This is a genomic window from Mucilaginibacter koreensis, assembly GCF_054783355.1.
Genome location: NZ_BAAGQS010000001.1, coordinates 2,357,225 through 2,369,984 on the forward strand (window position 1 = coordinate 2,357,225; position 12,760 = coordinate 2,369,984).

Here is a 12,760-nt window from a genome sequence, read left to right on the forward strand (position 1 = left end):
GCTGCTGTTATTTTCTTGAAATACAATTAAACCAATGGAAAACCAGCACCCTAACCCCGATGCGCAAATTACCTCGGGCACCCATGTTTCTTACTGGACAGATAGCGTTCAGCCACTGAATTATGAACCGCTAACGCAGGATGTAAATGCTGAAGTGGCCATCGTAGGTGCTGGTATATCAGGGCTTACTGTTGCCTATCGCTTAGCTAAACAGGGTAAGCAAGTTATCGTTTTAGAGGATGGCACTATTGGCAGCGGCGAAACTGGCCGTACCACAGCCCACCTGGTAAATGCCCTTGATGACCGGTATAGTGAATTAGAAAGCTATTTTGGCGAAGAAGGTGCTAAAGCCGCAGCCGAAAGTCATACAGCAGCCATTGACCTGATTGAGCAGATTGTAAAAGAAGAAAACATCAATTGCGATTTTATACGCCTGGATGGCTATCTCTTTTTACACCCTACTGATAAACAGAAAACTTTAGATGAAGAACTAAAAGCTACCAATAAAGCAGGCATAGCCACACAAATGGTAGATGCCGCCCCCAGCATTAACCAACAGGGGCCATTTTTAAAATATCCGCAGCAGGCACAGTTTCACCCGATGAAGTATCTGAACGGATTGGCAAAAGCCTTTGTTGAACTGGGTGGAAAAATTTATACGCAAACACGGGTAAAAGATGTAAAAGAAGGAGAACTTACAGCTAATGGACACAAAGTTTCGGCCCAGCACATTGTAGTAGCTACCAACAGCCCGATTAACGACCGCGTGGTAATGCACACCAAGCAATATGCTTACCGCTCTTATGTAATAGGCGCTAAAATACCTGCAAGCAAAATTGAGCCCGCTTTGTGGTGGGACACCGGCGACCAGGATTCGAAGTGGCCCAGCTACCCTTACAATTATGTGCGTACCCAGCCTTACGATGATGAGTACCTGCTGCTGATACATGGTGGTGCCGACCATGAAACCGGGCAGGCCAACCGCGAGGATCTGCCGGAAGAAGACCGCTACCTGCAACTTGAAACGTGGCTGCGCGAACGCTTTCCGCAGGCCGAGGATGTGGTATACCGCTGGTCGGGCCAGGTAATGGAGCCGGTGGATGACCTGGCTTACATCGGCAAAAACCCGGGTGATAAAAATGTATACATTGTAACCGGCGACTCGGGCAATGGAATGACGCATGGCACTATAGCGGGCATTTTAATTCCGGATTTGATTGATGGGAAAGATAACGCCTGGGCTAAATTTTATGATCCAGATCGCATTACGCTTAAATCAGCCCCGCATTATATCAAAGAAATGTTTTTTGTAGGCGGGCAGTACCTCGACTACCTGCTGCCATCAGATGTAAAATCTATCACCCAAATAAGGCCAAACGAAGCCGCCATTGTAGGTAACCTGAAAAAAGTAGCCGTTTACCGCGATTTAGATGGTAATTACCAGGCTTACAATGCTATTTGCCCGCACCTGGGTTGTATTGTACAATGGAACAATGATGAAAAATCATTTGACTGCCCTTGCCACGGCTCACGTTTTACCTGTGAAGGTAAATTGATGAACGGGCCTGCAGTAAGCGATTTAAGTAAAGTAGAGGTGCCCGAAAAATAAACCTGCTGTTTTTACGTTATCAGAAAATATCTCCCGGCAACATGAGGGTTTGCCGGGATTATTTATTTTTGTCAGGTGCATCGTACTTCCGTCTCCGTTTTTATGGTATTGCTGGCCGGCGTTTTAACCACGCTGCTGTTTAACTCCTGCAAAAAAGATAAGCAAGAATCGCTGCGCGATTATTTAAGCACTTACGGCAGCTGGCAACTGGTTTCGCTGCAAAGCACCTCGGTAAAGCGGTTTAATACACCGGTTACTGATACGCTGGTTACCACCTGCGGAACTGACCGGCTTAGCTTTGACTTTGACGGATCGGGCAACGTGATTTGCAGAAATTTTCAATGTCTTAAAAACACCACCAGCGGTAACTGGACACTGAACAAAGATTCATTGATGCTGCATATCAATGTTAAAGTAAAAGACATGATTTCAAAATCTACCACACAAAACAAAGATGTACCCTTTGCCGATGCTTACATTGAAACTCTGGGCCGCAATGCTTTTGTAATTATAGTGGGCGATATTAAACCTTACTACGCTGACGATAAAACGCATGTATCCTATCGTTATAGCTTCATTCACCCCGCAGGCGTTATAACTAAATAAGGTTGTGATAAACTTTTGCTGCTAACGTAAACAAATTACAAGCTTACGCTTCAGTTGGCTACTTGCGTTTACAAAAATTTCAATAATTTTATTTTCCCTGTTGTCATTTCGACCGCAGGGAGAAATCTTCTTCGGGCTGTAAACTTACCGTAGACCGGCTTAGTAAAGAAAATTTCTCCCTGCGTTCGGAAATGACAGGTATGAAGTTTCACAACAAAAAACATCCCCTTTATCATGACCGACAACCTAGCCAATCCTAAAGTTGTTTTCTTTTTTAATAAAGCCGGAAAGTGGCAGGAAGCCGCTATACACTTACGAGATGTATGCCTGAGCACAGGGCTAAATGAAGAATTAAAATGGGGTTGCCCTTGCTACACCTTGCAAAAAAGCAATGTGGTGCTTATTCATGTATTTAAAGAATACTGCGCCCTGCTGTTTTTTAAAGGTGCACTACTGAGCGATGCCGAAGGTATGCTCATACAGCAAACCGAAAATGTGCAATCTTCGCGGCAGATACGGTTTACACATACAGATGAAGTTACCGGCAACGAAGCCAACCTGAAAGCTTATATTTATGAAGCGATAGAAGTGGAAAAAGCCGGGTTAAAAGTAGAGTTGAAAAAGACGGAGCAATTTGCGGTACCCGAAGAATTTCAGCACAAGTTAGATGGCGATAAAATTCTTAAAGCTGCCTTCACTGCATTAATGCCGGGAAGACAGCGAGCTTACCTGCTGCATTTTGCCCAGCCTAAGCAAGCCAAAACCCGTGAGGCCAGAATAGAAAAATGGGCGCCTCATATTTTAAGCGGTAAAGGCATGAATGATTGAAGTAGCATCAGGCATTATATTAAAAAGGCCGGTATGCATATACCGGCCTTTTTTTATTCTTGTGTTGCTGCATTTTCTGCAACAGGTACTTCATCTTCAATAACAACACCCATGGAACAAAACTTATCGATACGCTCGGCTACCAGTTGGTCAATGTTATATTCTTTTAAAGTTTTCAAGTCTTTCAGCAATTGCTTTTTCAGCGTAGCTGCCATAGCTACAGGATCTTGGTGTGCCCCACCCAGTGGTTCTTTAATGATACCGTCTATCAGCCGGTTCTTATACATTTCAGTTGAAGTCAGCTTTAATACTTCAGCAGCCCGCTCCTTGTAATCCCAGCTGCGCCATAAAATAGACGAGCAAGACTCAGGGGAGATTACCGAATACCAGGTATTTTCCAGCATGTATACCCGGTCGCCAATGCCGATACCGATAGCACCACCCGAAGCACCTTCGCCAATAATGATACAGATAACCGGCACCTTCAATACCGACATTTCCAGCAGGTTACGGGCAATAGCTTCACCTTGTCCGCGTTCCTCAGCTTCCAAACCGGGAAAAGCACCGGGGGTATCAATTAAGGTAATGATGGGCTTATTGAACTTTTCGGCCATTTTCATCAGGCGCAAAGCTTTACGATAACCTTCAGGGTTAGCCATACCAAAATTACGATACTGGCGGTCCTTGGTGTTTTTACCTTTTTGCTGACCGATGAACATAGCAGTATGGCCGCCAATGGACCCGAAGCCGCCAATAATGGCTTTATCATCACCTATAGTACGGTCGCCATGCAACTCAATAAAATCGTCGCACATCATTTCAATGTACTCCAGGGTATATGGGCGGTCGGGATGACGAGAGATCTGTACTTTTTGCCAGCCGCTCAGGTTACTGTATACATCCTTTTTCAGCTGCTCAAATTTCTCCTGCATTTCATTCACCGTGGCCGACATGTCGACTTTGGTTTTCTCCTCTGCCTGCTTTACTTTGTCAATCTGCTGCTGCAGTTCGGCCAAAGGTTTTTCAAAATCAAACGTAATCTTCATACACTTAATAACGGGGCGCTAAATTACGTAAATGAAACCGTATATTAATCATTAGGTTTTTGCAGTTGCTCAAACTTTGTATTTTGCCTTGGGGTAAGCACCTTGCCGGTTTGGGCGCAGGCGTTTAATACGGCTGTGCGCATCTCCCCTTCATACAGGCCATAGCGGTTACCATAAAATATCAGTGCACCTTCTTCGGGCTTGCGGGTATCAAATAATTTATTCAGCGTTTTTTCATTGGCCGTTACCGATTGCCTGATTTCAGCCTTCTTTAAATTCAGGGTTTTGATGATGGCCTGTAGTTTAGCCAGTTGTTCCGGCGTTAATTCTAATTGCTTTTGGTAAACCAAAACATCATCAGGCAATGGATAATGGTGCAGGTTGGCTACTTTAGCCATCGTGCGGATGTCCATCCCGGCAGTCATGCCTTTGCCGGCTGCTGAGCTATCAGCAACAGACTGGGCCATCAGGTGATTACTCCATACCACAACGGCTAATACCATAAATGCTCTAACCGTCTGCTTTTTCAGGTTTACTATTAACTCCATCTTTAACTACATACTTTAAAGTTAAACCATTTATACAAATACAAGTTACCAAAGAAAACACATCTACTATGAAAAAGCAACTTTTAGGTATTGCACTGGCATTATCGGTGCTGGGTTCAATGTTTGCCGGCTGTGCAGCGCCACGCCACCCGCACCATCCGGGGCCGCCAAGGTTTGGGCAACACCATTTTCGTAATTTTTAGCACATAAAAAAAGCACCTGCCTTTAAAGGGCAGGTGCTTTACGATTAAATTTATAGTGATATTTAAACTACTCTAACTTTTACCGCGTTCGGGCCTTTTCTGCCCTCTTCAACTTCGTAGCTTACTTTATCGTTTTCACGAACCTGGTCAATTAAACCTGTAGTGTGTACAAACACATCTGCACGGCCATCATTCGGTGTGATAAATCCAAAGCCTTTCTCGGTGTTGAAAAACTTAATTGTTCCTTCTTGTTGCATTATATTATTGTATTAAAGGCTGCAAGGTACACATTTAAATTGGCATCGCTTTACTTTTAGTAAAATACTTTAAACAAGTGTTTAAACAACAGCCGCCTATAAATTTATAACCCAGTAAATACAATAAGGAATGACATTCATCGTTATTGTATTTTACATTAAGCAACTGGTTAAAAAATATCACTGCATATTTTGTGAAATAAATACTTATATTTATACGCTACCTCTACCTGCTTAAGCATTGCTATTTTTTCTGATACAGTGATATTTAAGAGACATTTATAAACCACGTATCAGATGCAAAATATTAGTAATGCCATTTTTAGATTACGTACTGCAGGCACCATCTTACGGATGGAAAGACGAGCAGGGCAAATTGATTAAACCCACCGCAACACAAATTTTTAAAGAATTCTTTTCCCGGCTAAACATCTTTGCCACACGTAAAAACTGGCTTCCGTTTGTGAGCTGGTTAAGAGTGTTGCTGCTGGTTCCATTCCTGCTGCTATTTATCTTCAAGTTCTTTACCATTCCTTTATTGATCGCCGCCTTCTTTTACAGCATGATCGTAATGGGAACACATGGTACCATTTGGCACCACCGGTACTGCACCCATGGCGCCTATACTTTTAAGAACGGCTTTTGGCGTTTTTTCACTCAAAATTTAACCCCTCGCATTATACCTGAGGAAATTTATGTGATCTCGCACCATGTGCACCATTCTAAATCCGATCAACCCGGCGATCCTTATAATGCGCAGGCCGGTTTTTTATACTGCTTTCTGGCCGATGTTAATCACCAGCCTATAGCCAAAAACCTAAGCGAAGGTGATTACAACCGCGTAACATCATTAATGAAGCATACCGGTATCAAAGGCAATACGTATAAGCAATATCAAAAATGGGGCTCGTATGTAAACCCTGCCAATGAAGTACTCAGCTGGATTTTAAGTTGGGGGTTTTGGTATCTGGCCTTTTACCTTATAGGTGGCCATGCGCTGGCTTGTACACTTTTGGGCGCGGCTGGTTTTTGGGCAGTAGGCGTACGCACTTACAATTATGAAGGCCACGCCAAAGGTGAGGACAAACAACGTGCAGGTACAGATTACAGTGATAATGATAAATCTATCAACCAGCTATGGCCTGGTATTGTGGCCGGCGAGTGGCATAATAATCATCACCTGTATCCTAAGAGTGCACGCAGCGGCTTTAAACCCTACCAGGTAGATTCGGCCTGGTACTACATAAAATTCATGAATATAATGGGGGCTGTAAGCAGCTATCGCGATTCAAAGAAAGATTTTTATGAGCGCTACCATAAACCCTATTTGCAAAGCAAAGCTGCCATAGTTCCGGTGCCGTCTGTTAGGGCAGGCAAAATATTAGAAGTTTAATTCACAAAAAAGCTTCAGATTCAGGTCTGAAGCTTTTTTGTTAGCTGGCTATTGCCTTGCATCCGGTTTACCAGAAGACTCAATCACCAAATCTTCGTCACTCAATTTACTTATGGCTACCCGCTGCGAAGTATATATTCCTGAACGGCCACTAAAAAAGTAAGCGGTAAAACAGGCTACTGCATATAGTAAAGCATGCTCGCCGCCAAACAGCTCAATGCCCATTAAGGTACAGGCGAGTGGCGTATTGGTAGCGCCTGCAAACACCGCAATAAAACCCAGGCCTGCAAATAAGCTTACAGGTGCGTCCATTAATCCGGATAAAGTATTACCCAATGTGGCGCCAATGTAAAACAGCGGCGTTACTTCTCCTCCTTTAAAACCTGTGCCTAATGTTAACGCTGTATAAACGGTTTTCCATAACCAACTCCAGGCATCGGCCCCGCCGCTATGAAAAGCCGATGGAATGGTAACTGCGCCGGGGTATTCGGCATCTACACCCAAACTCAAGTAATCGGGCTTACCTAAAATCAGCGTTAATAAAATTATGCTTAAGCCTCCGCAAAGCGGAATCAGCCATCGGCGGTTAAACAAATTTAAACTGATGTTTTTTACCTGATGCACCATTTGGGCAAAAAGTGCGCTAGCCAGGCCGAATATTGCTGAGGCGATAACTACTTTACTCAACAGCAATACATCAAAAGGCAGGTAGGCAGATAAGAAATAAGGCGTTTTGGCTAAGGCATCAATATGATAGGCAGTATGGTGCACGTGCCAAGCCGATACCGTAAAATCGCCTACAATGGCAGCCACAAGCGCAGGCAACATGGCATTGTACTGGATGCGGCCAATACTCAATACCTCAAGCGCAAACACAGCGCCGGTAAGTGGCGTACCGAATACGGCCCCAAAGCCGGCAGCCACCCCGGCGGTCAGCATTAATTGCAAATCAACTGCACCGAGCTTGAACCATTTACCAAACATAGCCGCTACACTGCCGCCAATTTGTACCGCTGTACCCTCGCGCCCCGCAGAACCTCCAAACAAGTGGGTAATTACCGTGGTGACTAAAATAACTGGCCCCATACGCTTGGGTACACCTGCGCCGGGCTGATGTATTTCATTAATAATGAGGTTGTTGCCCTTTTCGGCTGATTTGCCTAAGCCTTGATAAATCATGTGAATCAGTAAACCGGCGAGCGGCAACAAGTATAATAACCAGGGGTGACTAAACCTGTAATGAATAGCCTGGCCGAGCAACCACAAAAATAGCGCTACCATACTACCGATAGCCGCCGCCGCAGGCAATACCAAAATTGTCCATCTTAAAGATTGTATCAGGATGCGTAAAGGCGGCAATGCAGTTAAGCGTTTAAGCATGGGATGAATGTAATAAATAATGGTAAAGTGTATAATAAAACGATGGACCAAATTTCAACAACAGTGCTTTGCAATACAAGCAAACAATGATGTATTTAAATTTGAACTGAAATTGATACTGAGACCTGAACTTAAAAAAGATTTTCACCTGCAAAATATTTCAGGCTGCCTGTATTTACAGGAAGCCGGTTTGCAGGCGTCATCAGCGAAATGCGGTTTGTTGGAAGAGCATCCAACCGGAAGAACACCATTTCCGTGCTGCAAATATATACAACCAAAGTGCGTAAATAGGTTGTTGCGTAAACAAATTATTTACTAAAATCTTAATATTGTTCAATAACATGTGCTTTCAGATGCAGATATTTCAATTCTGATAAAGAACTGAATTGCCCATTGGTGTTGTTTCTGCTTTTGAATGCTTTTACCGAATTTGATACTTTTAGTTATTGTAATTGTGTTGTGCTTATGAAATCAATCTTTTTGCTGCTCCTCTTTACACTCAACACTTTTACCCTTTGGGCCCAGCAAGATACCTCCGGGCAGGTAGTTGATTCTACTACCAACCAAATAAATTCACAATTGAACCGCATCCGGCAACTTTCGGCGGAACGCTTGGCTGATTCATTGAAAAGAGTAGATCTGGAACAGCAGGTGGCCCGCTTGTCAAATGCAGACAATCTAAAAAAATCTACCCTGCTGAAAGAGTTGAATGGTTTAAAGCAACAGGATTCACTGCGCCTTATCCGCCAGAAACACCAGATAGATTCATTGCGGCGTTTTGTAAAAGGTTACCCTGTGGTGTTTGCCCATCAAACACTGTTTACCTTGTTCGTAAGGCAAGGGAGCTTCACTCCAGCCGAACGTGCCCAGGCTATTGAGCACAGATTGGAGAAACTGGGCGAAACGTATGGCTTTAAAACAGACTCGCTGAAGCTGGTACCTGCAGAGCAAACTACCGATATTGTATATCATGAGCAATTATTATTGTCGGTATCAGAGCAGGATGCCTTGTGGCAAAACAGCAACAGACCTGCGCTGGCGGCTCAATATCGCAATGCCATTGGCAAAGCGGTAGTATTGTACCAGCAAGAGCATAGCTGGCAAACGCTGCTTAAAGAAGGATTGATGGCAGCGCTGGTTATTGCTTCAGTTCTTTTATTTATCTATTGCATTAACCGCTTGTTTTCCTGGCTGCTAATGAAATTCAGAGCTCACCCGGGTAAACACACCAATGGTATATACATCCGTAATTACGAGCTGCTCAATGCCGAGCAGCAATTCAGGATGGTTACCGGGGCATTAAAGCTGATTAAATGGGGGTTAATTTTACTGGCGGTATTCCTGGCTTTACCGGCGCTGTTCAGCATTTTTCCGTTTACCAAAAATATATCAACCACTTTACTGGGTTATGTGATCAATCCTTTACGGGCCGTAGGTTTGGCTATATGGCGTTATGTTCCAAACCTGATTACCATTTTGGTGCTGATTATCATTTTCAGGTATGTGCTGCGTTTTTTCAAGTACATTAAAACTGAAGTTGAACGCGAGCGCCTAAGCATACCCGGCTTTTACCCCGACTGGGCCAACCCTACCTATCAGATTTTAAGGGTACTGATTTTGCTGTTCATGCTGATTATCATTTACCCTTACCTGCCGGGGTCGGAGTCGCCTATATTTAAAGGGGTATCGGTTTTCGCAGGCGTATTGTTCACTTTTGGCTCGGCAGGGGCGCTTGGCAATATTGTGGCGGGGCTGGTGCTTACCTATATGCGTGCTTTTAAAATTGGCGACCGTGTAAAGATAAACGATGTTACGGGCGATATTATTGAGAAAAGCCTGCTGGTTACCCGTGTAAAAACCATCCAGAATGAAATTATTTCTATTCCTAATTCGATGGTGATGGGCAACTACACGGTAAACTACAGCAGCGATGCTTCAGGCAACGGTTTGATTGTAAACACTACAGTAACGATGGGGTATGATACACCATGGCGGCAGGTGCACCAATTACTCATTAAGGCTGCATTGGCCACTCCAATGATTGAACCTATGCCCGAACCTTATGTACTGCAAACCAGTTTGGATGATTATTATGTGAGTTACCGGCTGAATGCTTATACCAAACAGCCCAGCCGGCAGGCGGTCATCTACTCAGCCCTGCATGCTAACATACAAGATAAGTTTTTTGAGGCCGGTGTAGAAATTATGTCGCCGCATTACAGGGCCGTGCGTGATGGCAGCGCATTAGCCGTCCCACCTCCTGATCAGCAAACGAGATCTGCGCCACCCACACAAAACTAAACGGCTACTTTCTTTTTGATAACAAAAAGCCTATCCCTGTTGCCATCAGCGCTACTGCGCCGGTAAATAGCACACGTTGGGTGCCAATCCAAAAATTAGGGTTAGCCGCCCAGGTTGACCCCTCGAAATTACCATGTGCACCATGGTCGCCAGGCAGGGGTTCATATAGATTATCTTTACGGTTAGGGTCGGCCGGTACTTCTGTTTGCTGACCCTCTATACCGGTTTTACCTAAAAAATAATCTAAAAACCACGGAATAAATTTATTACCCAATATGGTTTGCAGCGTAGGGTACCCCACCATAATTTCGCGCTGATGATGAAGTGCATTGGCCACAATGGCGCGCGCAGCAGCTTCGGGCTGGTATACCGCCCCCATAGGTTTAGGCTTGTTGGGCAAATAGCTCTTTACAAAGCCGAACTGTGTGGTATTCATGCCCGGCAGTTGAGCCATACTTAGTTTTACATTACTTTTTTGATGAACCAACTCGGCCCGTAGGGATTCAAAGAAACCCAGTATACCATGCTTGGCCCCGCAATAGGCAGATTGTAGCGGGATGCCACGGTAGGCTAAAGCAGAGCCCACCAAAATAATAGTTCCTTCATCTTTAGGCAGCATTCTTTTAAGGGCTGCTTGGGTGCCGTATACCTGCCCCAGGTAAGTCACCTCGGTTACCCGCCTGAAATCTTTTACATCCAGCTCTTTAAACTCCCCGAACACACTGTTCATGGCGTTGTTTACCCATACATCTATACTGCCAAAATCCGTTTCAATGGCTTGCGCAGCGGCCTCAACAGCATCCGGGTCGGCTACATCGGTAGGATAAGCTTTAGCCTGGCCACCTAAAGCTTCTACTTCTTTAACTGCAGCGTTCAGTCCATCTTCGCCACGAGCAATCAGGGCTACGTTAGCGCCCTGTTTGGCAAACTCCCGTACAATGGCACGGCCCAAACCGGCTGATGCACCTGTAACTACTACTGTTTTATTTTTGAAATTTTGCTCTGCCATAAGTGTATTGTAAAACTTAATCATTAAACAGCCGATGCTTAAATTGTTTAACTTTTGAGCAAAATAAAAGCCCGATAATATTTTACCGGGCTTTACAGATGTAAGTATGCGAATACTTATTCCATTACCAATTCGGCCAAAGCCTCTTTACTGAAACCTTTCAGCTCATCCAAACGGTGCTCCTGTATTTTTTTAACCCAGTTCGGGTCAGATAATAACGGACGGCCTACAGCTACCAAATCAAAATCTCCCCTATCCATACGGCGGGTTAATTCATCCAGTGAGCTGGGCTGAGAACTTTCGCCGGCAAAGGCGCCAAAGAAATCGCCGCTTAAACCTACAGAACCTACGGTGATGGTAGGCGTACCTGTAATCTTTTTAGCCCATCCGGCAAAGTTCAGGTTCGAGCCCTCAAACTCAGGTTCCCAGAAACGGCGCTGCGAGCAATGCAGAATATCTACACCAGCATCTACCAACGGCGTAAGCCAGGCTTCCATTTCCTGCGGGTTAGCAGCCAGTTTGGTATCATAAGCCGAAGGCTTGAACTGTGACAAACGAATAATCAGCGCGAAATCATCGCCCACCTGGCGGCGCACTTCTTTGATGACTTCCACGCCGAAGCGGGTACGCTCGGCCAGTGTTTTACCGCCGTAGCTATCTGTACGCTCATTGGTACCGCTCCAAAAGAACTGGTCAATCAGATAACCATGCGCACCATGCAGTTCTACTGAGTCGAAACCCAATCTCTTGGCATCGGCAGCAGCACGGGCATAAGCGGCTATGGTATCAGCAATGTCAGCATCCGTCATGGTGTTACCGTTATTATTGCCGGGGCGGTTTAAGCCTGATGGTCCTTCGAACGGTTGATTAGGCACCCAACCTGATTGGTGATTATCCATCACACCCATGTGCCAAATTTGTGGGGCCATAGCACCACCGGCTTGGTGTACGCTATCAATTACATTCTTCCAGCCGGCTAAAGACTCCTCGCCATAAAAATGAGGAATATTAGGATCATTAGAGGAGGACACACGCTCGATTACCGTACCTTCTGATAAAATTAACCCCACTTGTCCTTCGGCACGCTTACGATAATAGGCGGCTACATCGGCAGTAGGTACACCATTGGGTGAAAAAGAGCGCGTCATGGGTGCCATCACCAGGCGGTTTTTAATATTTAATGATTTCAGGCTGAATGGCCTGAATAAACTTTCTGTGCTCATGTTAATTTAATTTATGTTTTTGTTATAAAGTAGTTTGAATAATTTCGCTTAACTGCGCAAACGCTTCTTCGTTACGCTGATAGTAAGTCCATTGCCCCTTACGTACTGATTTTACCAGTCCTGCTCTTTGCAGGGTAGACAAATATTCGGATACGGTGGATTGGGTAAGCCCGGCTTTTTGCTGAATCTGGCCCACGCATACGCCGTTATCATACCCATATACCGCCTGTTCAGGAAAGTTTTTCTCCGGTTGTTTTAACCAGTTTAAGATTTGCAACCGGGTTTTGTTAGATAGTGCTTTAAATATCTCTGCCTGATCCATGCCACAAATATATATCGGCTTTTCCCGATATACCT

At 44.6% G+C, this 12,760-nt stretch carries 13 protein-coding genes and 1 riboswitch; of the genes, 6 read left to right on the top strand and 7 right to left on the bottom strand.

Going from position 1 to position 12,760, the window contains the following annotated elements; translation table 11 throughout:
• Positions 1 to 34: 34 nt before the first annotated feature.
• From ACYVNW_RS10725 to ACYVNW_RS10735, 3 genes are all read left to right on the top strand, one after another.
• Positions 35 to 1,609, top strand: coding sequence for an FAD-dependent oxidoreductase (locus ACYVNW_RS10725; RefSeq protein WP_460679863.1), 1,575 nt, complete (start codon positions 35 to 37; stop codon positions 1,607 to 1,609).
• Positions 1,610 to 1,684: 75 nt separating this feature from the next.
• Positions 1,685 to 2,215 carry a hypothetical protein gene (locus tag ACYVNW_RS10730; RefSeq protein ID WP_460679864.1) on the top strand — a complete coding sequence of 177 codons (531 nt, stop codon included), beginning with the start codon at positions 1,685 to 1,687 and terminating at the stop codon, positions 2,213 to 2,215.
• A gap of 234 nt (positions 2,216 to 2,449) precedes the next feature.
• Positions 2,450 to 3,043 carry a YdeI/OmpD-associated family protein gene (locus ACYVNW_RS10735; protein ID WP_460679865.1) on the top strand — a complete coding sequence of 198 codons (594 nt, stop codon included), beginning with the start codon at positions 2,450 to 2,452 and terminating at the stop codon, positions 3,041 to 3,043.
• 53 nt (positions 3,044 to 3,096) lie between these two features.
• Here ACYVNW_RS10735 and ACYVNW_RS10740 read toward each other — a convergent pair whose 3' ends face one another.
• Positions 3,097 to 4,089, bottom strand: a complete 993-nt coding sequence (locus ACYVNW_RS10740; RefSeq protein ID WP_460679866.1) for an acetyl-CoA carboxylase carboxyltransferase subunit alpha — start codon at positions 4,087 to 4,089, stop codon at positions 3,097 to 3,099.
• 44 nt (positions 4,090 to 4,133) lie between these two features.
• Positions 4,134 to 4,637: a Spy/CpxP family protein refolding chaperone gene (locus tag ACYVNW_RS10745; RefSeq protein ID WP_460679867.1), complete on the bottom strand. Its 504-nt coding sequence runs from the start codon at positions 4,635 to 4,637 to the stop codon at positions 4,134 to 4,136.
• Positions 4,638 to 4,705: 68 nt separating this feature from the next.
• Between ACYVNW_RS10745 and ACYVNW_RS10750 the strand changes: the two genes are divergently transcribed.
• Positions 4,706 to 4,840 carry a hypothetical protein gene (locus ACYVNW_RS10750; RefSeq protein ID WP_460679868.1) on the top strand — a complete coding sequence of 45 codons (135 nt, stop codon included), beginning with the start codon at positions 4,706 to 4,708 and terminating at the stop codon, positions 4,838 to 4,840.
• 62 nt (positions 4,841 to 4,902) lie between these two features.
• Here the strand turns inward: ACYVNW_RS10750 and ACYVNW_RS10755 are convergent, their stop codons facing one another.
• On the bottom strand, positions 4,903 to 5,097 hold the full coding sequence (locus ACYVNW_RS10755; protein ID WP_460679869.1) for a cold-shock protein: 195 nt from the start codon (positions 5,095 to 5,097) through the stop codon (positions 4,903 to 4,905).
• Between the two features lie 313 nt (positions 5,098 to 5,410).
• On the opposite strand from ACYVNW_RS10755, the gene ACYVNW_RS10760 reads away from it, so the two are divergent.
• A complete protein-coding gene (locus tag ACYVNW_RS10760; RefSeq protein ID WP_460679870.1) occupies positions 5,411 to 6,490 on the top strand; it encodes a fatty acid desaturase in 1,080 nt (359 codons plus the stop codon).
• Positions 6,491 to 6,538: 48 nt separating this feature from the next.
• Here the strand turns inward: ACYVNW_RS10760 and ACYVNW_RS10765 are convergent, their stop codons facing one another.
• Entirely contained in the window at positions 6,539 to 7,870 is a 1,332-nt protein-coding gene (locus ACYVNW_RS10765) for a chloride channel protein (protein WP_460679871.1), read from the bottom strand.
• A gap of 186 nt (positions 7,871 to 8,056) precedes the next feature.
• A riboswitch (Fluoride riboswitch) is annotated at positions 8,057 to 8,134 on the bottom strand.
• A 201-nt stretch (positions 8,135 to 8,335) separates the two neighbouring features.
• Between ACYVNW_RS10765 and ACYVNW_RS10770 the strand changes: the two genes are divergently transcribed.
• Complete coding sequence (locus tag ACYVNW_RS10770) at positions 8,336 to 10,171, top strand: mechanosensitive ion channel family protein (protein ID WP_460679872.1); 1,836 nt, start codon at positions 8,336 to 8,338, stop codon at positions 10,169 to 10,171.
• Positions 10,172 to 10,175: 4 nt separating this feature from the next.
• Here ACYVNW_RS10770 and ACYVNW_RS10775 read toward each other — a convergent pair whose 3' ends face one another.
• The 3 genes from ACYVNW_RS10775 to ACYVNW_RS10785 all read right to left on the bottom strand — a co-directional run bounded on the left by ACYVNW_RS10775 (position 10,176) and on the right by ACYVNW_RS10785 (position 12,725).
• Entirely contained in the window at positions 10,176 to 11,180 is a 1,005-nt protein-coding gene (locus tag ACYVNW_RS10775) for an SDR family oxidoreductase (protein ID WP_460679873.1), read from the bottom strand.
• 116 nt (positions 11,181 to 11,296) lie between these two features.
• On the bottom strand, positions 11,297 to 12,403 hold the full coding sequence (locus tag ACYVNW_RS10780; RefSeq protein ID WP_460679874.1) for an NADH:flavin oxidoreductase: 1,107 nt from the start codon (positions 12,401 to 12,403) through the stop codon (positions 11,297 to 11,299).
• A gap of 22 nt (positions 12,404 to 12,425) precedes the next feature.
• Positions 12,426 to 12,725 (bottom strand): ArsR/SmtB family transcription factor, encoded by a 300-nt coding sequence (locus ACYVNW_RS10785; protein WP_460681009.1) that lies wholly within the window; start codon positions 12,723 to 12,725, stop codon positions 12,426 to 12,428.
• Between the last annotated feature and the right edge of the window lie 35 nt (positions 12,726 to 12,760).

Bases quoted from the DNA above. Each gene is read 5' to 3' on its own strand.
- ACYVNW_RS10780 (WP_460679874.1), bottom strand. From the start codon at position 12,403: ATGAGCACAGAAAGTTTATTCAGGCCATTCAGCCTGAAATCATTAAAT.
- ACYVNW_RS10735 (WP_460679865.1), top strand. From the start codon at position 2,450: ATGACCGACAACCTAGCCAATCCTAAAGTTGTTTTCTTTTTTAATAAA.
- ACYVNW_RS10740 (WP_460679866.1), bottom strand. From the start codon at position 4,089: ATGAAGATTACGTTTGATTTTGAAAAACCTTTGGCCGAACTGCAGCAG.
- ACYVNW_RS10770 (WP_460679872.1), top strand. From the start codon at position 8,336: ATGAAATCAATCTTTTTGCTGCTCCTCTTTACACTCAACACTTTTACC.
- ACYVNW_RS10765 (WP_460679871.1), bottom strand. From the start codon at position 7,870: ATGCTTAAACGCTTAACTGCATTGCCGCCTTTACGCATCCTGATACAA.
- ACYVNW_RS10760 (WP_460679870.1), top strand. From the start codon at position 5,411: ATGCCATTTTTAGATTACGTACTGCAGGCACCATCTTACGGATGGAAA.
- ACYVNW_RS10775 (WP_460679873.1), bottom strand. From the start codon at position 11,180: ATGGCAGAGCAAAATTTCAAAAATAAAACAGTAGTAGTTACAGGTGCA.
- ACYVNW_RS10750 (WP_460679868.1), top strand. From the start codon at position 4,706: ATGAAAAAGCAACTTTTAGGTATTGCACTGGCATTATCGGTGCTGGGT.
- ACYVNW_RS10755 (WP_460679869.1), bottom strand. From the start codon at position 5,097: ATGCAACAAGAAGGAACAATTAAGTTTTTCAACACCGAGAAAGGCTTT.
- ACYVNW_RS10745 (WP_460679867.1), bottom strand. From the start codon at position 4,637: ATGGAGTTAATAGTAAACCTGAAAAAGCAGACGGTTAGAGCATTTATG.
- ACYVNW_RS10785 (WP_460681009.1), bottom strand. From the start codon at position 12,725: ATGGATCAGGCAGAGATATTTAAAGCACTATCTAACAAAACCCGGTTG.
- ACYVNW_RS10725 (WP_460679863.1), top strand. From the start codon at position 35: ATGGAAAACCAGCACCCTAACCCCGATGCGCAAATTACCTCGGGCACC.